Genomic DNA, 21,716 nt, shown 5'->3' on the forward strand with positions numbered 1-21,716 from the left:
TTGATCATTGACCAGTCATGCCTATCATAAAAGCCCTGAAAACGTCAGTATACCTTCTGTTCGTAGCAATAGCGGGATTAACCGCCTGCCAGTCAGAAGCGGAAATCAAGCGGCAACAATACGTAGCCGAAGGGTTTGATCTTTACAAGAAAAGCTGTATGAATTGCCATCAGGCTCAGGGCGAAGGAATGGCCAATCTGTATCCACCGCTGGCAGGCTCCGATTTTCTTACGGCCTCCAACAAAGCTCTCGTCATCTGTGGCATGCGAAATGGTTTTCAACATCCGCTACGCGTAAACGGAAAGCTGTACCGGCAGCCCATGCCCGGCAACACGGCGTTAAAAGCCCTTGATCTGGCCGTGTTAACCACCTTCCTGTACAATGAATGGGGAAATGAAAAGAAGATTACGGATGTAACCGAGGTTGAAAAAGCGTTGGCTCAGTGCCCTTAGCCTTATTCAGGAAGATCATTCACCTGCATCTGGCTATTACGTACTTTTCCCAGACCGTATTGCTTAAAGTCCTGCGTAGCCACCAGCCCCGTCCCATTAGTAACACCGGTGGGGGTGCGGCTGGTTACAGGTCGATCTGTATAGATGCGTTTTCGGTCGGGGCTCCAGAATAGTTCGTCCGTTTCGAGGGTCTCCTGCTTGATCCGGTTTTCAATTTTTACGTGTCCGATCATACGGTACAGGTTTTGCATCCGAATGTACCGCCCGGAATCTGCCCGTAGCCAGGTGTGTTCGGTACCGGCTTTATCGTAAAAATACAGTCGGATCTCTTTGGGAAAAATCCGATCGCCTGTCAGCAAATCCAACTGAACGGGCGTTACCATACGGATCACTTTATGGCCCGAATCGCTGTATACAACCTGCACATCGTAGGTTTCCTGCTGAGGCCCGGTATAGGGTTTCGAATTAACAACCTGTTTTTCTTCACAGGCCATTAATCCAAAGGCACTCAACAAAATACAGGAAAGAAAAAACGTTACTTGTCTCATGGCTTCAATCAACTAATCGACCACCTGACGGTAGAACCACTGGTCGCTGATGGTGAAACCAAGATTAATCCGAAAGAATTGTTCCTTGATGATGCCCGTGCCTTCTTTTCCCCGCTGACCTACTGTAAGGCCAAGGTTTGCATCCGAAAGACCTACTTTCGTTAGCGGTAAGCCCATACCAATGGATAAGCTGGCCTCATTGATGCGTTGCCCACGAACGCTGTAGGGCAATTGCGAGAAATTCACGCCGAAGCGGTACGGAATCCGGTTCCAGTAGGTAGAGGATACAATGTTAGGCGTGTACTCCAGTCCTGCACTGACCTGGTAGCTATCCTGCATATTCTGATTGCTCCGGTTGAAATCCCGGAACTGCGACCATTGCTGCATGGAAAAATCGGCCGTAACGGCCAGGCGATAGGGGTTTTCGTACGATAGTCCGATGCGGTAGCTGCCCGGTAAGTTTACCCGACCACTCCCATTGTAACTTAAGGTATCGTTACTGCCCGCAACGGGAATCTCGCCCACAAGAGCCGATTGCGTACTTACCCGCGATGTACGCAGCTGGGTAGGCAACTCATAGGTACCCCCAACGTTCAGGTAGCGTTTGTCGCTGAATTTAAAGCGGTAAGCCAGACCTCCTTTAAAAAGGAAATTCCGGTTTTGATCCGTATCGGTAAAGAGCAGCGTATAATCGTTGCCATCGCCTCGGAGGGTTTGCGTCGATACTTCCCGGGTGAGGGTTCCGAAAAGATACGAAGCCGAAATACCGGCGTACAGGTTTTTATAAACGCGAACACCGTTCACGAACGAAACCTTGTTCATGCCTCCTGACCCCCGGTATTCGGTCAGCGAAGAGAACATATCACCGGGGATTGTACTCACTCTACGATTGTTGTAATCGAGGTAACTGTACGGGGTATAGTTCAGGCTGGAAGTCCAGCGGCTATTTATCGGAAAAGCCATCGCCAGATAATTCAGATTCCCCCCCACCACATTTTGCTGCAGATTTCCTTCTTTCAACTGTTTGGACTGAATCAGCGTACCTACTTCAAGCGTCGTAATGCGGTTACGGGCAATCAGAGCGGGGTTTATGTTATTAATGAACAGACCGTTGGCGTAACTCACCCCTGATCCACCCATCATTTGCTGAGCTGCAAAAGCATCACTAAATCTTTCCCCGATACCGTAGGTAGAATATGGTGTATTACCCAAGCCCTGACCCACTGCCTGTAATGAACAGAGTCCTGAAAAAACCAACACTGCCCCAAACGAGCGGCTAACGGATGACTGAAGGCGGGTAATGATTGACTTTTTAGACATTATAGTTTAAAATTCGGTGTAGGCCCAGGAGGACCAGTTCGGGGGCTGCAAATATCGGTTCTTTCAGTCGAGATTCAAACAGAGGAGCATCCCCTCCACACAAAATGACTTGAAAATCAGGATAAATACTACGGTATTGTTCGATGAGGCCCTGTACTTCGGCGATTAGTCCGTATAAAACACCGCTTTGCATGGCGTGAATGGTACTCTTGCCTACCAGGGGCGGAAAAGTCTCGGGCACTTCCACAAGGGGTAATCGTTGGGTAAACGAATGCATGGCTTTAAATCGCATACGAAGCCCGGGAGAAATCAGACCGCCGTGAAAATTATTTTCCGTATCCACATAATCATACGTGATACAGGTACCCATGTCAATGACCAGTGCGTTGCGGTCGGGAAACAACTGACGGGCTCCAATGGCCGCAGCTACGCGGTCGGCTCCCAGGGTATGCGGCGTATCGTAACATTTGGTTAGCGGCACGGGCGTTTGCGGGGTAAGCCAGAGAATGGGCGAAGGCAGAAAGGCAAACCAGCTACGTATTTTTTCTTCTGCATGCCCCGTGGAAGACAGCACCACCCGAGCGGGCTTGCGTTCGCGAACATATTCCAGCAATTCCGGTATGGTAAAATTCCAGTGCGTTTCCTGTAAATGTCCATCCGCCGTAAAAAGGCCGGTTTTGGCGTAAGTATTGCCCAGATCAATGGCCAGAGCGTACGTTTCTGATTTCAAGTTTCAAGCTTTGTTAGGCATCTTTGCGAATCGCAACGCGAACTTCAAACCAGAATCCCGAAACTCAAAATAATCCGGTGTCTTCTCATCATATCATCCGCGAAAAACAGGAACCAGCCCTGGTCATTGCCAATGGCGAAGCCTGTAGCTGGGATTTACTGGCTCAGTTGCTGGAATGGTCCCCTTTGGTAGTCGTACTCGACGGAGCCATCAAGCGTGTACTGGAGCTGGGCATCAAGGTAGATGTACTGCTGGGAGATTTTGACCGGGACATTAACCTTGACGAAATTCGCCAGGCTCAATATCCCATTGAGTTCGTCCATACACCCGACCAGAACAAAACCGATTTGGAAAAAGCTTTTGATTTCCTCATCGAACGCGGCCACGAAGCCGTAAACGTGGTCTGGGCGACGGGTCGCCGGGCCGATCATACGATCACCAACATTACCAACATCGTCCGGGTACGCAATCAGATCAAAGTGGTTTTACTGGATGATCATTCCCGTATTTTCCTGCTTGCTTACCATTACGAAAAATGGTACACGGCCCGTACGCCACTTTCGCTCATTCCGGTAGGTACCGTAGCGGGCATTCGTACGGAAGGATTAACGTATAACCTGTTTAACGAATCGCTGCAAATAGGTTACCGTACGGGCAGCAGCAACGAAGCCGCTCAGGACGGACTAGTGAAGATTGCATACGAATCGGGGGATTTATTGTTAATGGAATGTTGGGATTGACCCGTAAAGACGTCTATCGGAGGCGTCTTTACGGAAAACCTTACTGCACTCGGTAACTCACCTTTACCGTCCCGATCCGACCATCGGAGCAAGCTCCTTCCAATTGAGCCTGAATCTGGGTGGCATGATCGGTATTATAAAACGTGATTCGGGCCTTACCATTTTCGTCCGTTTGGACATGCGGATTCCAGTATAGGGTCGAACGGTAATCAGGTCGCCGGTTTTCGGGTGCATCCACACTATAATCCGGCGAATAGAACTCCCGAACTTTGGCGTATCCATCCAGCACCCGTATCAACTGTCCAGGTATCGTTTCTTTGGACCAGTCGTAAGAGGTGTTGCCGCGTTTGGTTAAAATCGAAATTACTCCTCCCGCACCCCGCGAGCCATAAATGGCCGCCGAACTTCCCTTGAGTACATCCACGTAATCCACATCCGTAGGCGGAATGGTAGCCACCGTTTGCTTGTCTACCGGTATTCCATCCAGTACGAACAGGGGTTCAACCACGCCCGAAAAATTCATAGCCCCGCGAATCTGCACCGTATATTCCATCCCCCCACCCGAGATAGTCAAGCCAGCCACCCGTCCCTGCAGAACCTGAAATATTGAAGTAGCTCCAGACGCATTCATCTGGTCGAATTTCACTGTTGCGTCGGACCGACCGTAGATCTTACGGCTATCCGTCTCTTCCGTTCGTCGGGCTTTTACCGTTATTTCCTTTAGTAAGCGTGCTTTGTCGAGCCGAAATCTCCGCTCGATTTCCAGGTTTTCGTTCGCCCGGCTCAAGTAGTTGGCAAACGCCTCTGCCTGAATATCTACGGGTTGAAAAGGCGTTTTTATTAATCGGACGGTGGGTGCGGGAAATCCATGTAGCGTAACACTCAGATTCCGGTCATTCTTACCGGCAACGGCCTGCATCATTACTTTCACCGAATCGCCGAAGTATAAGTTGTGAAAGGCATACGAGCCATCCGCTTCGGCAGGAACGACTTCCAGCATGGGAGCCTGGCGGGGCGGTGTCATGAACATGGTTACATTAATGCCTTTCTTCTCCAGAATTTTGCCGTTAGGCCGGGTAACTTTGCCCGTCAGTGACAGCCCCTGTTCTACCCAGTACGCTGGCCTTTTGGACTCCTCGGTTAGAATCTGTTTCCAGTTAAAACGTCGCCAACCCTGCGTCATCATCAGAAAATCCAGGTACAACACCGCATTTGTATTTTGTGGATCAAAGTAATAACCGGGTTCTTCGATAAATCCTTTCAAATCGGAACTCATGAGCAGATAGGAAACCAGGGTTTGCGGGTACCGTTCCGGCGTTACCTGACCAGCGTCCGTTACTGCCAGTGAAAAATCGCCCAATACGGGTTTGCCCGCGGCATCTTTGGCTTCAAAATCCAGGGTTACTTTTTCGCGGGGCTTGTACGCAGCTTTATCCGTTTTTAATTCAAGACTGAGTATACTATTGGGCTGACGAACGTAGGCCAGACGCTCGGCAAGCGGTTCGGCATTCGCTCCAAAAAGTGTAAACTGGACAATCCCTTCTTCCGTAAATTTGGCTCTCGGTACATTGGCAACAAAAGTTTTCTTACCCGTCGAACCCTTGGCAACAAAGAGTACTTCGCCCCGCATCTGAGCCACGATAAACAGTTCTTTATTTGCTTCAGTAGCGGGCAACTGATTAAATATAAATACCCGAATCAGGTCTTTATTCGATAGATTATCAACAATCAGTACGTGGCCTTGCGGTTTGGCTTCGGGTAAAGTCAGGCGTTGGGTAGTGGTACCATGGTTGAATACCGCCGTGTATATCTTCCCGGCCCTGGGAGTCATCATCAATCGGCCCATCCCCAGGTGTTCGGATTGAAAGGCGGTAACCGTATCCTTGTTATCTTCCAGAATTACGCCCTGTATCGCCACTCCTCGTCCAGACTGATTAATCGCTTTAAATCCAACCCGGCATTCAATGTCCTGAACCAGATCGCCGCCTTCCGGAAAAAACTGCACGGAGCACTCTTCTTTGGCCTGAACCAGGTTTCGTTCGGTTACAGCGGGCTGGTATACCTGAAATTCTTTGGTAAAAAAGAAGTCGTCATCAAAATTTCGCATCCAGTTTGTGTAGGCCCGAATCTGATATAAGCCTTCCTGAAGCGTATCAGCCAGATAGAAGTCACCCGTCGCCATGCCTTCGCTGGGAAGTACCCGTTTTTGCAACAGCGTTTTTCCATTACTAATTAGATCCACATACAATACCCGACTTACTGTATCCGCCCGATGACTGGCTGCATCGAAAAGATAACCTTTAAACCAAATGGTTTCGCCCAGAGCATAATAGGGTCGGTCGCAGTGGAGGTATACTTTTTCCTGAGGAAACTCCTGATGATAGGCATTGAATCGATTGACGATGCGGGTCAGTACATCATCAGCAGTAAAGGCCAGTAGTAGCCCCAGACCCGCAAATACGGGAAGCAGGTATCGCATGGAGGTAAGGTTAGGATAGGTCGAAAATGGGACAAAGGATAATTTTGTATTACAAAAAGAATATTAAATGGAATATTTTCATAAAAGTTGAAAATTTCTAATTTTTTTTAATTAAAAAAAGAGTATAAATCAGGCAAATGCTACTCTTGTATATAGAAGTAATTGTATTAGGTTTTGTTCAAAAATCCCTTTTTCTCTGAGGAAGGGATTTTTTATGTTTTTACCCCACTTTTACTGCCTATCGACTACGTAATGAACTGGCTTCCTTTCAATCTATTTTCAGACGTAGATTATCATCCAAGACACATTCCCTTTCCAACTGTTTTTGTTGCTTAACGTCGTCCCTGGATACTTTCGATGCTTGTGCATACGTACACGTTTCGGATAGGCCAGGAACGCTACCCGGAATGCTGACCCTCGTCGGGAAAAGCAACGATTCCTGGAGTGAGCGAGTCCTCCAGCACCGCCTGTCCGTTTTGACCGCACACACGGCGGGCGAAACAAGACAAATTTTATTAGTCATGCATCCGTAAAAACCCCTATTTTACAGCCGTTTGCTCAACTACGTGGCCGAAAGACGCCCAAAAGGCTTCTTTAATACCCGGCAATGTATACGAGTGAGCCTCTACCCAGCGTTGAACCTTGCAAGACATCCTTGGTCTTCCGCTGGTTCCTTTGCACCTTTGTAATTATACACCTTTCTCATTGCTATGTTTAAGTTGCTTCCGGGTCCTTATAAGCAAATGATCCGTCAGGTCTGGCGGTTTACGCTTTTTGCTTTGGGATCCTTCTTTTTGTATATCCTGGCCGTGTACTTCAACTTGTTCAATCTGTTCGGCGGTATGCCCAGCCTGAAGCAGTTGGACAACCCGCGTAATGAACTGGCCTCAGAAATTATATCGTCTGACGGTGTTGTGCTGGGTAGTTACTTTCTGGAAAATCGTAGTCCGGTCGAATTACAGGACATTTCTCCCAATGTTATTAATGCCCTTATTGCTACGGAGGACGTTCGTTTTGTTAAGCACTCGGGGATTGATCCGCGAGGAATTGGTCGATCGGTAGCCGGTATGGGGAAAGCCGGAGGCGGTAGTACGCTGACGCAACAGTTGGTGAAAAACCTGTTTGAAGCCCGTAGTGAACGCTACAAAGGGATTTTGGGCGATGTACCGCTGGTCAAGCTTTTGATTATTAAAACGAAGGAATGGATTACGGCCATTCAGCTGGAACGCCGGTACACCAAGCAGGAAATCATGCAGATGTACCTCAATACGGTGGAGTTTAGTGACAATGCCTACGGAATTCGTACGGCTTCCCTGCACTATTTCAGTAAAGAACCCTCACAGTTATCGGTAGAAGAGGCCGCTGTCCTGGTAGGGATGTGTCAGAACCCGGATCGCTTTAATCCGCGGATGCACCCGGAGGCTTCCAAAACCCGTCGCAATATTGTAATGCAACAAATGGTGCATTACAACTTTCTAAGCCAGTCGCAGTACGAAGGTTATCAGGCCGATCCTATTGCCTTGCGGTTAAAATCCCTCAACCATAACAGCAATCAGGCTCCGTACTTCATTGCGGTCATGCGGGATCGGCTGTTGCAGGAAATTGAAGAACTCAACCGGCAGCGTTCCAGTGATGATCCATTAGATCTGTACACGAGCGGACTCAAAATTCACGTTACAATTGATTCGCGGATGCAACGCCACGCGGAAGATGCCTGTATGGAACACATTCAGGAACAACAGCGGCTCTTCAACGCTCACTGGAAAGGTCGTAACCCCTGGGTAGATGAAGGCGGACGCGAGTTGAAAGGCTTTATCGAGAATCGTATTGCTCCCCGTACGGAACGCTACCGTACCCTGAAACAGAGCTTCGGCGACGACAAGGAAAAAATCTGGAAAGGGTTGAATACGCCCGTTCGGATGCGAATTTTCTCGTACCGCGGCGAACGCGACACGACCATGACACCCCTGGATTCCATTCGGTACTACAAGCGGTTTATGCACATCGGAATGATGTCGGAGGATCCGAATACGGGTCATGTAAAAGCCTGGGTAGGCGGTATCAACTTTAAGTACTTCAAGTTCGATCACGTGAAGCAATCGCGTCGCCAGCCGGGTTCTTCGTTTAAACCTTTCGTATACGCTACGGCTATCGACAAAGGATATACCCCCTGCGATATGGTGGAAGACGTTGCCACCTGTATTGGTAACTGGTGTCCTAAAAACTACGACGGGGGTGCTTCAGGCCGCAGTATGACCCTGCGACAAGCCATTGCGAAGTCGGTCAACACGATTTCGGTTCAGTTAATGAAAAAATTCGGAGCCGAAACGATTATTGAATACGCCCATCGACTCGGTGTAAAATCACCGGTTCCGAAGGATGTAACCATTTGTTTAGGTACATCCGACGTGAACCTATTCGAAATGGTGAACGCCTATTCAACGTTCGTGAATGGTGGCGTAGCCTGGGACGAACCCCAGACGGTTTTGCGAATTGAAGACCGCTACGGCAACGTACTGCGAAAGTTTGAAGCTACTACGCACGACGCCCTGAGCCCCGAAACGGCCTGGCGAATGGTATACATGCTTCAGGGAGCTACGCAGGAGCCCGGTGGTACTTCCGCCCGCCTCAATCGGGAGCCTTGTGGCCAGAATAATCAGATTGGTGGAAAGACGGGTACTACGTCAAACTACTCCGATGGTTGGTTCATGGGCGTAACGCAGGGACTAGTGACGGGCGTATGGGTAGGCGGCGACGAACGCTCCATTCACTTCCGGACGGGTGCTTTAGGCCAGGGGGGTCGAATGGCTTTGCCCGCCTGGGCCAAGTACATGAACCGCGTGTATGCCGATCGTTCGATTGGTCTTCAGAAAATTCCGTTCAAGAAGCCCGCGAATGACAAAGTTTGTGACAATCCTTTCGGTGACCGTTCGTACGGCGATTCGACCATTGTGATCCCTAACGAAAAGCGGCCTGCGGATGGCGAACTTCTGTAAGAAATCAGTAAAACAAAAGAAGCGGCCCTGAAAGAGCCGCTTCTTTTGTTTGTTAGCAGGTGTCGTTTGGGGTAGACCCTAAATATATCAGTAGGTTTTGTTCAAAAATCCTACAATTTTATCCAGTTAACTTTCCATTTCAAAATAAAAGCCAACTTTTTATATACTTTTTCAAATAAGCCCTCCACGTTTTGCGACTTACCTAGTACTTTTTATCGACTAATGCCCTGAGTTTAAAGTAAAAGTTCTCGATTAAAAGGCAAAAGCCTGTAGTTTCCCCTTGTTTCGTCCGACGAACAAACGGTACTTCTGCTGTACACGTACCAGAGTAAAGCCGCGGACCTGTCCGTTGAAAAAGCTTTTACCCGCGTGATGTTCCCTGAAAATCAGGGAAGATTCTTGGACCAGTAGGGTTCCTCGACTTGCGTCCAGGCGGCCTTTGGACGGAGGCATCCCCCAAAGATTTCCACCCAGCAGAATATCAGGTTTGCCGTCTTTTGTAAAATCGTGAATGGCAATGGCAAATACAGGACTTTGTTGAGCCACCGGCGGCAGTGGTCGTAAGGTAAAATTACCTCGCCCTTCATTGATAAGTGCGGAAGAACGGAATTCAACCACTTTTTTCTCCAGCGTACCTCGCCGTTGGGCATTAGTAATGAGCTGATGGAAAGACTTTTCGGCAAATGCACTATTCGAAGGAAAGGGCGAATTCCAGCCGGGTAGCTGTTGTTTCCATTCATCTTTCGTATCCAGCGGGTATTGTTCGCCATCCCTTTCAGCCAATGTCAGTAAGGCATCGATGCTATTATTACGGTCAAAATCGTTGATTTGCAAATACAAGGGTCTCTCATAGGAAGCTTTGTACTCGGAGTTTAGCCCCCAGTTTCCTACCACAAAATCCATATCCCCATCGCCGTCCAGATCGGCCTTTTGCAGAGCCGTCCACCAGCCTTCCGAGTTTGGAATGGTCTGATTATGGGAATACGTAAACTTGCCACTTCGATTATAAAAAATCGTGATCGGCATCCACTCGCCTACAACCAATAGATCGGGCATTCCATCCGAATCCAAATCCTGCCAGGTGGCATCCGTCACTAGTCCGATTCGGCTAAGTACTTCGGGGGTATCTTCTTTAAAAACCCCTTTTTCATTCCGGAACAGATAACTTTTGGGCGTCACGCCGTACGATCCGGGTACACTCCGGGCACCAACGAACAGGTCCAGATCGCCATCTTTATCAAAATCCGCTGCGGCCAGACATGAAGCATTCAGTGATACCGTGGGCATCTGGTCAGTAGCCAGGGTAAAGTTTCCTTTTCCATCATTCAGGTACAATCGAACCCAGGAACTATCGGCAGACTGGTTGCCACCCGAGGCTACCACCAAATCCAGATCCTTGTCGCCTTCCACGTCAAGAAAGAGGGCCGCTACTTCTTCCCGGTACTGATTTTCCAGAAAAGCGGGCTGATTACTAGGAAGAAACGTACCCTTTGGGGTTTGCAAAAGTAATTGTCCAGTCTGTCCCTGCACACCCGTTAAAAAAACGTCAACGAGTCCGTCTCCATTCACATCGCCCTGGGCTAGTTTAGGACCTTCTTTTGACAAGGTACGGGGCAGGTACGGCTGGCTCAGCAGATCATCAAAGGAGTCTTCCTGATGGCGGACTTCCTTCGGGAAGAGTTCCCCAGTAACGTCCGTTAGCACCCGGTTCGTTTTCAGCATGGTTGAGCCCACTCTATCCCGAGCTTCACTGGCATCCATAACCAGCGTCTGATTCGCCGTTACGGCCCGTAGTACCTGCATTTTAAAACCTGGCCAATAGACTACGATGGAATCGGCCTGTTGGGCCGAGCCTAATCCCACCTGCAAAATAGGCTCCTGACTCGACTGGTATCCCTGATTGGGTTGTAAAATGATTTTTTGCTGTAACTCACCCGTAAATACCCGGATTTCGGCTCCGTATCCAAACGGATTACCCGCAGGGCCTTTAAACTTGATTTTCAGCGACTGTATTTTTTGTGCTTCGTCGAAATCGTTGCGGTACAGACTAGCGGGTTTGCCCATCTGATTAATGATCAAATCCAGATCACCGTCGTTATCTAAATCGGCGTAAGCGGCTCCGTTTGAGAAACTGGGTTCACCCAAACCCAGTCGAACGGCCTGATTTTCGAAAGCAAAGTCCTTCTGATTCAGGAAAGCGAAACTCGACTGCGTTACAGAAGGCATCATCCGAAGCAGTGTTTTCAGAGAAAGCCGACCGCCTGCTTTGGAAAGTTTTTCGAGAAAATCCAGATTACGCGTATCCCGCATCAGGCCGTTCGGTACGAAGAGATCTTTCCAGCCATCCGTATCCAAATCCAGAATCAACCCACTATGACTGACATCGGTAGCCGCCACGCCTGCCAGCCAGGCCCGTTCGGAAAATTGCCCTTCATTGCGTTGCAGCGTATTGTGACCTACCGTCGGCAAAACCTGCTGATTATTGCCAAATCGTGCCTGCGTACGTCGACGGATGGCATCATCCGAGAGTACGGACGCGGTAAAGAGATCGGTATAGGCATCGTTATCCAGATCGGCGGCGGCTAGCCCCAGACTTCGCTCGGGCGTGTGAGCAAAGGGATACGTTTCCGCAAATGCTCCTTTCTGCTGGTTAATATACACAACGTCGTTTTCGGGAAAATCCCGCGAAAGAGCGACATCCGGCCACTGATCCCCGTTGAAATCAGCGACGGCGATGCCCGTACTGAAGCGTGCGGAGCGAAACCCAGCTTTCTCGGAAACGTCTATGAAAACGCCTTTTTCGTTCTGATACAGTCGATCCGGGCCATTCGGCCATTCCTTCGTAGAATCCGGACTCGCCTGAAAATTATTCGCGACCAGACAATCGAGATCACCATCCAGATCATAATCGAAGAAAACGGCCTGTACGGCCTGCCGTTCGTTCTGTAAGCCTAGCTGCTGAGCCTGTTCCGTAAAAATGGGGACCCCCTGCTCGTTCAACGTTCCGGAGTGGATGAACAATTCGTTCCGGGCATTCGCTCCAAAATGACAGACGTACAAGTCAAGCCAGCCGTCGGCATTCACATCCGCCAGCGATACGCCCGCACTCCACTGCCCATTACCGCCAAGCCCTGCTGCTTTGGTTACGTCTTCAAACCGCCAGCCACCCCGGTTGAGATACAGGCGATTTTCACCGTTGCTGGAAGTAAAGAAAAGATCGGGCAAGCCATCATTATTCAAATCTCCAGCTCCTACGCCACCCGCTCCCAACAGGCGTTCGGCCAGACGCAGGAAGTTTTCCTGACGGGCCGAATCAGCGGGAAAATTCAGATACAAGCTATCCAGCCGGGGAAGTTGATCCCGAAAATCAAGCCCCGTAGCCGCGGTAGAAAGATGAACAAATACGGGATTTTCGGGAGCAACGTACGCCGGCTTCCGTTCCGAGCGTTGACAGCCCATAAGGAACACCAGCAAACATCCGAAAATCCAGTACTTCATGCGTAATCGGGGGAGAAAGGTTAGAAACGGCAATTTACCATTCGCCGCTCAATAAGACATAAAAAATCGGAGGTCATCGCTCAGAAATGCCGGAAACGGCTACCGAGCCCCGTACCTTCGTAGATGAACCTCTCGTTTCGTATTCTTTTCCACAGCGTATGAATATTTTACTCGCCCCTGATAAGTTTCGCGGTTCTCTAACAGCCACTGAAGCCTGTCAGGCGATGACGGAAGGCATTCGGGAAGCGTATCCTGAAGCCCATATTGTAGCTCTTCCGCTCTCGGATGGCGGGGAAGGCTTTCTGGAAACCCTGGTCGAAGCTACCCAGGGAACGTATCAGGAAGTAAGCTGCCATGACCCGCTCATGCGACCGATTACGGCCCGCTGGGGGAAATCGGGTGATGGAACGACGGCTTTCATTGAAATGGCTACGGCTTCCGGACTAGCCTTACTAGAACCCGAGGAGTATCAGGCTAGCCAGACCACCACTTACGGTACCGGCGAGCTGATGCGGGCCGCTATGGCTTCGGGTATCAAAAAGCTGGTACTGGGCATTGGTGGCTCGGCTACCACCGATGGCGGCATCGGCATGGCTCAGGCCTTAGGCTGGAACTTTTGCGGTTCCGATGGTCAGGCACTGCCGCCCGTGGGAGCTTCCTTATCCGGTATCCATAGTATTCATCCACCCGAACAGCCAGTGTACGCAGGTGTAGAAATTGTTGTAGCTTCAGACGTTACAGCTCCACTTTTCGGTCCCGAAGGAGCGGCCTTCGTATACAGTCCACAAAAGGGAGCCGGTACCCAGGAAGTTGAAAATCTGGATACAGGATTGCGGCAACTGGCCGGGGTAGTTTCCCGTACCAGCGTTGGCATAAGTTCTTTAGAAAACAAGCCGGGAGCGGGTGCCGCGGGTGGTTTGGGCTTTGGGTTGATGACTTTTTGCGGAGCCCACTTACAGCCCGGTGCAGAACTGGTGATGGAACTTGTGGGCCTGGATTTATTGTTACAAAAGGCTGAGCTAATCCTTACCGGCGAAGGCAAACTGGATACCCAAAGCCTGCAGGGCAAACTCATCGGGCGGCTTTGCGAGAAGGCCAAACCCCGAAAGATTCCCGTATTCGCTTTGTGTGGAACGCTGGCCGCCCCACCCACGGAATTACGAAAGCTGGGCCTCAGTTATGCAACGTCCATCTTAACGGGACCCGTTGACTTACCTACGGCTTTGCGTACGGCGTATGAACGGTTGCGGGAAGCGAGTTTCTGGGCCATTCACTGGTATGTGACTCAAAAAAAATGAAGCGTTATGGCATTTGATTATAAACAGGAATTAACGAGAATCCCGCACCAGCCGGGTGTATATCGCTATTTCGATGAGGAAGGAACCGTGATCTACGTGGGTAAAGCCAAAGATTTGCGGAACCGCGTAAGCAGTTATTTCCAGAATTCCCGTGATCACGACCGGAAAACCAAACGGCTGGTTTCATATATCCGCAAGATTGAGTTTACGATTGTTCCTACGGAATTCGACGCCCTGCTGCTCGAAAACTCCCTGATTAAGCAGTATCAGCCCCGCTTCAATATTCTGTTGCGGGATGATAAAATGTATCCCTTCATCTGTATTACCAACGAGCGTTTTCCGCGTGTGATTACTATGCGGCGGGTGGATCGTAAGCTGGGCACGTTCTTCGGACCGTACGCTAATGTGAAGGCGATGCATAGTTTGCTGGAAATGTTCGGACAGTTGTATCCCATTCGTACCTGCAGCTACGCCCTTACGCAACCCAATATTGACAATCGGAAGTTTAAGGTTTGTCTGGAGTACCACATTGGCCGTTGTAAAGGTCCCTGTGAGGGACTGGAAACGGAAGAGGCCTACAATCGCAAAATTGAGCAGATCAAGCAGATTCTAAAGGGTAACCTACAGATTCCCCGGCAGTTTCTTCAGGAACAGATGAGCGAGGCTGCCCAGCGACTGGACTTTGAAGAGGCTCAGGAGTGGAAAGAAAAACTGGAACTATTTGAGAACTTCCAGAGTCGGAGTACAGTCGTAAACCCCAACATTGGTAACGTAGACGTTTGTACCATCGTTTCGGATGAGACGACGGCTTTCCTCAATTTCATGCGGGTGGTCAACGGCTTCATCAGTCAGACGCATACGTTCGAAGTCAAAAAGAAACTCGACGAAACCGACGAGGACATTATGACCATGTGGGCCTGGGAATTGCGGACGCAGTATGGTTCGGAAGCGAAGGAAATCATTACCAATCTGCCCTTATCGCTTGAATTAAAAGGACTGACCAACACCGTACCTCAGATCGGCGACAAGCGAAAACTCATGGAGGTTTCGCTGAAAAACGTGTTGTTCTTCCGTAAAGAAAAGTCCGATCGGAAAGTAGCTGAAGACACCGCAGGCAATCCCAAGATGCGGGTACTGATGACGCTGAAGAATGACTTGCAGCTCAAAACCATACCCCGGCACATCGAATGTTTCGATAACTCCAACATTCAGGGTACCAATCCGGTATCGGCTATGGTGTGTTTCATGGATGGGTTAGCTTCCAAGAAAGACTACCGCCACTTTATTCCTAAAACGGTAGAAGGGCCGAATGACTTTGCTACGATGAAAGAAGTGGTAGGTCGTCGCTATGCCCGTTTGCTGGAAGAGGGCTTGTCCTTACCGGATCTGATTATCGTCGATGGTGGTAAGGGGCAATTATCGGCCGCGTGCGAGGCCCTGAAAGAGCTTAAACTTTACGGCCAAGTACCCATTGTAGGCATTGCCAAACGGCTGGAAGAAATTTATTTCCCCGAAGACCCGATCCCGCTTTACATCGACAAGCGTTCTGAAAGTCTCAAGCTCATCCAGCGACTCCGGGATGAGGCTCACCGCTTTGGTATCACCCATCACCGCGATCGCCGTAGCAAAGCCTTTTTGGTCAGTGAGCTGGAAGAAATCGAGGGAATTGGCAAGATAACGGCCGCCAAACTACTCAAGTATTTTAAAACCATGAAAGCCGTACGGGAGGCTTCATTTGAAGAGATTGAAAAAGTGATGGGAAAAGACAAGGCTCAGAAAATCAGAAGCTACTTTGAAACGGCAAAAGCGTAAGTAGAAGGGCGTATCGACTCGAAAACAAGTAATCTAAAGCTTAAAGCTTTCGAAACTCATTTTTCGAATTGACTTTCGTCATATCTGGCGGAGATACCTGTGTGTAATTTTGGTGTATCAAATTGATAATCACTATGGTACGCACAGAAATCAACTCGCAATATCAGCACTCTTCCGCTACGCTCAGCCAACCCGCTGGCTCTTCGCTCTGGAACCGTTTTATGGCTTTCTGCGAAGGTCAGGAAGCTGAAAACCACTGGCTCTGGGCCGGAGCCACCATTGGTATCCAAGGCTGTATTTTAACGCCCCTACTGCTCTGGACGATCAGTCATTTCGGGCTCAATGATGCTTATTTGTTCGTCGCCGTAACCTCCATTTTCGGCGTCGTTGTTCCTAATCTTTCGGCATTATCGACCAAGGTTATTCTGCCAATCTTTTTAACCAGTCTGCTCGTTCACGTAACGATTATTCTCGGTACGCTTGCAACCTATTTATAATCCATTCCGTAGGTAAAAAATCCACCGCTGATTGGCGGTGGATTTTTTTATGACTTAAGAAAAAGCCCCTTCGCTGAGCAAAGGGGCTAACTAGTTTAGAGAAAAGCAGGATTAGTTGCGTTGTCCACCCGGACGACCTCCGCCCGGACGATTACCTCCCGGCGTACCATTTTGCGGCTGTTGGTTCTGGGGCTGACCGCCACCTTCTCCTTCGCCACCGCTCTTGATATCGTCGTTGTTTACACCCTTACCCCGACGGCGTTGCGGCTGATCGAAGCTCATCTTACCGATCCGGTAGCTGAACGTCACCCGTACCCCAGTGTTATAAAGCGTATTCACGCTCCGTTGACTAAAGGCCGGCGAATCGAAGCTGTTGCGTACCTTGAAACCATTGAAGTTGAGGAAGTTTTCCAATCCCAAACCCAAACTGGCCTTTTTATCCTTGAATTCTTTCCGTACACCCAAATTGTAGAAGGCCATTCCGCCCTGCGTTCCCTGTAATTGAATCTGACGACCCCGAATAAAGCCAAAGCCCTGTACTGCCCAGCTATTTTTAAGGCTAATCGAGAGGTTGAAGCGACCACTTACGTTGAAACCTGAATTGGACGCCCGTAACGTAGTATTGCTACCGTTGCTCAGCATCGAGTACATAATGTCTGTACCACCGCCGACTGAAATCTTGGGTGTAATACTAACGTTTCCGAATACGTTAACTCCAACGACTTCCTGCTTTCCTATGTTACTCGAAGTAGTTACAATGGCATCGGCAGCCACGCCTTCAAGCACTGAGTTCAGCACCGTTCCGTACGCAGTTCCTTCGAAGATTTGTTTGATGTCCCGCACATTGGAACGTACCTGCTCAATCGAATTACCGGTGTGACGGTAGAAACCCGTAAAGTTCAGGTACGTTTTGTTAATGGAAGTGCTATAGGACATTTCCACATTGTCGGTCAACTCCGGACGCAGGTAGGGATTCCCTAAACTGACGTTAGCCGGATTGGCAATGTTTACGTTCGGGTTCAGGGACTGAATACCGGGCCGTTGCAAACGCAGGTTGTATCCCCACTTCAGTGTACCCGAACCAAGCGATTTAGAAATGTTAAAGCTGGGCACCAGGTTGTTATAATCCGGAATATCCAGTGAACTGAAGCCTACTTTGAAATCGGCATTGATAAACGTGCGTTCGTACCGGGCACCTGCCTTGAAGTACCATTTGTTTTTGGTGGAAAGCTGGTACGTTAAATAACCCGCCATTACATTCTGATCGTAATTCAGCTGGTTATTCGTCCGGGTCGTATCAGTGATGAAAGCTCCATTTTCACCAGGGGCAACGAAGTATTTGTAATCACTTTGTACCTGACGGAAAATGCTCTTTCCTCCAAATTCCACAATTTGGGTTTTTCCAATCGGGGTTTGGTAATCGACCTGTATAGTCGTTTCCTGATTGTAGCTTTCGTTATCGTTTCGCTGACGGCTTCCAATGGTTCCTTCACCGTTCATCAATTCAGCCAGGTAATTATTCGTACGATTATTCCGGCTAAACTGACCCGAAATACTCAGTTCCTGCTGAGGCTTAAAGGTCTTGGTATAGTCAATATTGGCATCTACGGTATTAGAAAAATCCTTGGTATCAATATGTCGGGCATCAGTACTCGTCATTACACCACCCCGGTAGCGACCGGTTACCAGATCCTGCGTATTGTTTCCGTTTCGGGTTCCGAAGCTAATATTTCCGTTTAATGAAGCCGTTTTGGAAATGTCGTAATCCATACCCAGCGAGTAGCGACCGAATAAATTCTGGTTCATCCCGGTCGACGTCTGATTCGTCAGCGTTTCAATACCTTCAACGATACTTGTCTGATCGTTGACATTTTTATTCTTCACGTTATAGCTGGCCCGGCCAAAACCATTGAGCGAAAAGCCAAGTTTTCCCCGACGGTAGTTTCCGTTCAGGCCCAAATTAGCTCCGCGGTTACCCACGCCCGAGTCAATGTTCAGGGTAAGTCCCTGAAGCGTATTTTTCTTCGTAATAATATTGATGATCCCACCGGAACCCTCCGCATCATATTTAGCCGAAGGTGACGTGATAACTTCAACGCTCTTAATCATTTCGGAAGGAATCAGCTTAAGTGCATCCGCTACACTTTGAGCGACAATCGTCGAAGGTTTGCCGTTGATCAGTACGCGTACGTTTGAACTTCCCCGCAATTGAACGTTTCCGTCCAGATCCACAGATAGCATGGGGACTTTCCGTAAGATGTCGCCCGCATCGCCCCCTTTCGCCGTAATATCTTTTTCTGCGTTATAGACCATGCGATCGACTTTCTCTTCAATCAATTCCCGCTGTCCGGTTACGGTTACTTCCTGAAGGGTACGGGTGGAACCTGAAAGCTTGATTACGCCGAGATCCAGGTCTTCTCCTTTTTTTACAGTTACATTGTCAACCGTTTTAGTTGTATAGCCAATGAAGGTGATCAACAGTTTGTAGTTTCCTTCCGCTACGCGATTCAGGGTAAATTTTCCCTTATCATCGGCCACCGTACCATCGACGGGTTTATTGGTTGCTTTATTATACAGGGCTACGCTGGCAAATTCTACGGCTTTTGTTAAAGCTGAATCCACTACAAATCCCGTAACCCTGGAATTACCCTTTGGATTTACGTCGGTATCAGTACCTGGGATAGCCGTCGGCTGGCCTCCTGGGGGAGCAGGAAACTGAGCAAAGGCCGTTCCGCAGGAAAGGATGGCAAAAAGGAAAAATAGATATTTAATCATGGCTCGTTTGAAGAACAGATTCATGCGTGTGGACCCCCAAATGGGAAAATAGGTTTGCGTTGTAACGAACTGGAAAGAGTAACCAGGTGCTAGAGATTCGTATAGATACTATTATTCAAAATTGAATGAAACATTCGAACTCAAGAGGGAAATTCGACGAAAGCGGTTTCTTTGGAGATCAAGGTTTTTGACTTATTTCAAGAAAGACCCTTGACTATCAAATCTTAACATATGTTTCAATTGTACAAAAGCAAAAAGTGTATCGACGCATGGCAAAAATGTATCGGCATCCGGGAAATGACTTAAAACTTTGACTTCGAAATACCGTATTACTATTTTATTTATTGGAAAGGTTTGTACTTCATCTTTGTATCTGGGCGTTTTCAAAAACGAAATCACCAATGGATGGAATGCGTATTCGTTACTTGCTAATTAGTTTTGTTCTTTCACTGCCCGTCGCCCAGGCTCAACAACGAGCTCAGTATAGTCAATACATGCTAAATCCGCTGGTGTTGAATCCCGCCGTTAGCGGGCTTGAGGATTTTATCGACGTTAAGGCGGGTTACCGTAATCAGTGGGCGGGTTGGCAGGGAGCACCTAAGACCTTTTATTTGACCGCTCACGGGGCCCTTAACAAGGCAGATCGTACCAGCACGTTGCCCGTTCGCGATCCTTATGGTCGCCCGTATCAACGAAGTCGTGTTTTCCCTTCACAGCCCGCCGCACCTTCCCATCATGGCGTGGGAGCTACCTTACTTCGCGATGAAACAGGACCTAGCTCACGTACTACACTGCAAGTGAGCTATGCTTTACATTTACCGATTACGAACCGGATAAAAGTAGCCACCGGCGTCGGTATGGGTTTTACGCAACATACGCTCGATTTTGATTTGCTTCACGTACTTGAGCCGAATGACCCCGTCATTCAGCAGGGAAAGCTGAACACGTTTGTACCCGAACTAAATGCGGGTGTGCTTCTATACGATCCTAATTTTTACGTTGGATTTTCTGCCAGTCAGCTTTTTTTCAAAAAACTGGATTATGGACAAACTGGAACTGCTAATTACGAATGGCTGGGACGCCTGTATAACCATTATTTTCTGACGGCTGGCTATCGTTTCGAAGTAGATCCAGACTGGGCGATACTCCCCTCAGTACTGGTTAAATCCGTACGACCCCTGCCCCTTTCTTTCGACATCAACGCCAAGGTTGCATATCAGGATCGAATCTGGATGGGGCTTTCCTATCGGCATCAGGATGCAATTGTTGGTTTACTCGGCTTCAATGTTAACTACAAACTCAACATTGGCTATTCATATGATTTCACCCAGTCTTCGGTACGAATGGTATCTCGCGGAACGCATGAGATTGTCGTTGGGCTGATGTTCAATAACCGCCAACGTCTGGTTTGCCCCCGTATCTTCTAAACGTAAAAAGTCCGCCGGTTTCCCAGCGGACTTTTCCGTAAGCGTTTGACTCTATCCTAGTATTCCCATAAGTTGTGTTCCCACTCCATGAGTTTGTACTCCAACTGCTGAGCCTTAACCAGACCTTCTTTTTCGCCTCCATAAATCTGAGACAAGTAGGCATTTTTGGAATTTGATTGCTTCAGAATCCGAGAAGAGAACAACCGCAAATCAAAGGCATCCGCCATATTGAGGTGTTTCGCATTATTCTGATTGTTATACCAGATAAACTTCTTCGGATTACTACGGAAATATTGATCTACATCTCTGTACCGGAACGAAGCCACTTCACGATCCAGACCTGTAGACGTCTTAGCTGCGGGAATAATCAGTGTAATGGACTTCATATCGTAGTACTGGCGTGAACGACGCTTATCAAATACGTAGTCCTCTTTCAGTTCCAGTACGGTGATATCGGTAGGAAAATACTCGTAAGCTGAATTATCATCAGCGTATGAGGGCTGATCGAAACCACTGGTATCTTTTTTAGCACCCGTAGTACCTCCCCAGCCGTCATCTACGCCACCCGCTGCTGGAGCCGCAGGCTTCTTGGCATCTTTTTTCTTCGCACTATCGCCCCAGCCATCATCGCCAGCGGGAGCTGGATCACCAAATCCGGCCGCTTTTTCTTCATCCGAAAGCCCGGCACCCGTGCCTTCCATACGAAGGTTCGTCTGGAATTGTTCAGGGGTTAGTTCAGTAACCAGCGAATCATTTTTGTACGCCTTCAGTACACCCGCTTTCATACCATCGATCAAATAGCGAGTAATCTCATTATTGGTCGAAAAGAAAGGCTGATTCTGGGTTTCCTGCAGGTCCATGCGACGCCAAAGCGTCGTTTTATACATAATATCTTCCTCATCAATGGGTCGCAAAGATTCAGAAGCACGGTTCCGTTCCGCCATTGCCGTCCGCTGATCGTTCATCGGAGCACGTTGCTCAGCTCCCAGTACCCGGGGTTGGGTATTGGTTGGAGCTGCCTGCAAGTTGGCTGGGGGAGCCTGCTCGGGCATGGGTGTTGGCTCCTGAGCATAGACCGATCCTGCCACTACCAGTGACAAGGTTAGTCCCGCAAATCCTCTCAATTTCGTCATGGCAAAATGTG

The 21,716-nt window shown here is 48.8% G+C and carries 14 protein-coding genes; 7 read left to right on the forward strand and 7 right to left on the reverse strand.

Translation table 11 applies throughout. The features are described 5' to 3' along the window. Positions 1–17 precede the first annotated feature (17 nt). Positions 18–452, forward strand: coding sequence for a cytochrome c (locus tag BWI97_RS05150; protein WP_094816315.1), 435 nt, complete (start codon positions 18–20; stop codon positions 450–452). A 2-nt stretch (positions 453–454) separates the two neighbouring features. Here the strand turns inward: BWI97_RS05150 and lptC are convergent, their stop codons facing one another. From lptC to BWI97_RS05165, 3 genes are read right to left on the reverse strand one after another with little or no spacing between them, the layout of a single operon-like run. After that, positions 455–1,000: an LPS export ABC transporter periplasmic protein LptC gene (gene lptC, locus BWI97_RS05155; protein ID WP_146010874.1), complete on the reverse strand. Its 546-nt coding sequence runs from the start codon at positions 998–1,000 to the stop codon at positions 455–457. A 12-nt stretch (positions 1,001–1,012) separates the two neighbouring features. Next, complete coding sequence (locus tag BWI97_RS05160) at positions 1,013–2,320, reverse strand: hypothetical protein (RefSeq protein WP_094816311.1); 1,308 nt, start codon at positions 2,318–2,320, stop codon at positions 1,013–1,015. After that, positions 2,313–3,050, reverse strand: a complete 738-nt coding sequence (locus BWI97_RS05165; protein WP_233207756.1) for a type III pantothenate kinase — start codon at positions 3,048–3,050, stop codon at positions 2,313–2,315. Before BWI97_RS05165 ends, BWI97_RS05160 begins: the two co-directional genes overlap by 8 nt. Positions 3,051–3,127: 77 nt before the next feature. Here BWI97_RS05165 and BWI97_RS05170 point away from each other — a divergent pair, with 77 nt between their 5' ends. Then, entirely contained in the window at positions 3,128–3,790 is a 663-nt protein-coding gene (locus BWI97_RS05170; protein ID WP_102200251.1) for a thiamine diphosphokinase, read from the forward strand. A 40-nt stretch (positions 3,791–3,830) separates the two neighbouring features. On the opposite strand, the gene BWI97_RS05175 is transcribed toward BWI97_RS05170, so the two are convergent. Further along, complete coding sequence (locus BWI97_RS05175; protein ID WP_102200252.1) at positions 3,831–6,269, reverse strand: TonB-dependent receptor; 2,439 nt, start codon at positions 6,267–6,269, stop codon at positions 3,831–3,833. 710 nt (positions 6,270–6,979) lie between these two features. On the opposite strand from BWI97_RS05175, the gene BWI97_RS05180 reads away from it, so the two are divergent. Then, a complete protein-coding gene (locus tag BWI97_RS05180) occupies positions 6,980–9,265 on the forward strand; it encodes a penicillin-binding protein 1A (RefSeq protein WP_094816306.1) in 2,286 nt (761 codons plus the stop codon). 252 nt (positions 9,266–9,517) lie between these two features. Here the strand turns inward: BWI97_RS05180 and BWI97_RS05185 are convergent, their stop codons facing one another. Continuing rightward, a complete protein-coding gene (locus BWI97_RS05185) occupies positions 9,518–12,763 on the reverse strand; it encodes a VCBS repeat-containing protein (RefSeq protein ID WP_102200253.1) in 3,246 nt (1,081 codons plus the stop codon). A gap of 158 nt (positions 12,764–12,921) precedes the next feature. Here BWI97_RS05185 and BWI97_RS05190 point away from each other — a divergent pair, with 158 nt between their 5' ends. From BWI97_RS05190 to BWI97_RS05200, 3 genes are all read left to right on the forward strand, one after another. Further along, positions 12,922–14,061, forward strand: coding sequence for a glycerate kinase (locus BWI97_RS05190; protein ID WP_102200264.1), 1,140 nt, complete (start codon positions 12,922–12,924; stop codon positions 14,059–14,061). 6 nt (positions 14,062–14,067) lie between these two features. Further along, positions 14,068–15,873: an excinuclease ABC subunit UvrC gene (gene uvrC, locus BWI97_RS05195; RefSeq protein ID WP_102200254.1), complete on the forward strand. Its 1,806-nt coding sequence runs from the start codon at positions 14,068–14,070 to the stop codon at positions 15,871–15,873. 134 nt (positions 15,874–16,007) lie between these two features. Then, on the forward strand, positions 16,008–16,370 hold the full coding sequence (locus tag BWI97_RS05200) for a hypothetical protein (RefSeq protein WP_094816302.1): 363 nt from the start codon (positions 16,008–16,010) through the stop codon (positions 16,368–16,370). A gap of 111 nt (positions 16,371–16,481) precedes the next feature. On the opposite strand, the gene BWI97_RS05205 is transcribed toward BWI97_RS05200, so the two are convergent. Continuing rightward, entirely contained in the window at positions 16,482–19,169 is a 2,688-nt protein-coding gene (locus tag BWI97_RS05205; protein WP_233207757.1) for a TonB-dependent receptor domain-containing protein, read from the reverse strand. Positions 19,170–19,555: 386 nt separating this feature from the next. Here BWI97_RS05205 and BWI97_RS05210 point away from each other — a divergent pair, with 386 nt between their 5' ends. Then, positions 19,556–20,572: a type IX secretion system membrane protein PorP/SprF gene (locus BWI97_RS05210; RefSeq protein WP_158242688.1), complete on the forward strand. Its 1,017-nt coding sequence runs from the start codon at positions 19,556–19,558 to the stop codon at positions 20,570–20,572. 56 nt (positions 20,573–20,628) lie between these two features. Here BWI97_RS05210 and gldN read toward each other — a convergent pair whose 3' ends face one another. Beyond that, positions 20,629–21,705, reverse strand: a complete 1,077-nt coding sequence (gene gldN, locus BWI97_RS05215; RefSeq protein ID WP_158242689.1) for a gliding motility protein GldN — start codon at positions 21,703–21,705, stop codon at positions 20,629–20,631. Positions 21,706–21,716: the final 11 nt, after the last annotated feature.

The sequence above is a fragment of the Siphonobacter sp. BAB-5405 genome (genome assembly GCF_002872335.1).
In the GTDB taxonomy this organism is placed as follows: Bacteria; Bacteroidota; Bacteroidia; order Cytophagales; family Spirosomataceae; genus Siphonobacter.

Coding starts and splice junctions, on each gene's coding strand:
- BWI97_RS05150 (WP_094816315.1), top strand. CDS start 18: ATGCCTATCATAAAAGCCCTGAAAACGTCAGTATACCTTCTGTTCGTA.
- lptC (WP_146010874.1), bottom strand. CDS start 1,000: ATGAGACAAGTAACGTTTTTTCTTTCCTGTATTTTGTTGAGTGCCTTT.
- BWI97_RS05160 (WP_094816311.1), bottom strand. CDS start 2,320: ATGTCTAAAAAGTCAATCATTACCCGCCTTCAGTCATCCGTTAGCCGC.
- BWI97_RS05175 (WP_102200252.1), bottom strand. CDS start 6,269: ATGCGATACCTGCTTCCCGTATTTGCGGGTCTGGGGCTACTACTGGCC.
- BWI97_RS05180 (WP_094816306.1), top strand. CDS start 6,980: ATGTTTAAGTTGCTTCCGGGTCCTTATAAGCAAATGATCCGTCAGGTC.
- BWI97_RS05185 (WP_102200253.1), bottom strand. CDS start 12,763: ATGAAGTACTGGATTTTCGGATGTTTGCTGGTGTTCCTTATGGGCTGT.
- BWI97_RS05190 (WP_102200264.1), top strand. CDS start 12,922: ATGAATATTTTACTCGCCCCTGATAAGTTTCGCGGTTCTCTAACAGCC.
- uvrC (WP_102200254.1), top strand. CDS start 14,068: ATGGCATTTGATTATAAACAGGAATTAACGAGAATCCCGCACCAGCCG.
- BWI97_RS05200 (WP_094816302.1), top strand. CDS start 16,008: ATGGTACGCACAGAAATCAACTCGCAATATCAGCACTCTTCCGCTACG.
- BWI97_RS05205 (WP_233207757.1), bottom strand. CDS start 19,169: ATGAATCTGTTCTTCAAACGAGCCATGATTAAATATCTATTTTTCCTT.
- BWI97_RS05210 (WP_158242688.1), top strand. CDS start 19,556: ATGCGTATTCGTTACTTGCTAATTAGTTTTGTTCTTTCACTGCCCGTC.
- gldN (WP_158242689.1), bottom strand. CDS start 21,705: ATGACGAAATTGAGAGGATTTGCGGGACTAACCTTGTCACTGGTAGTG.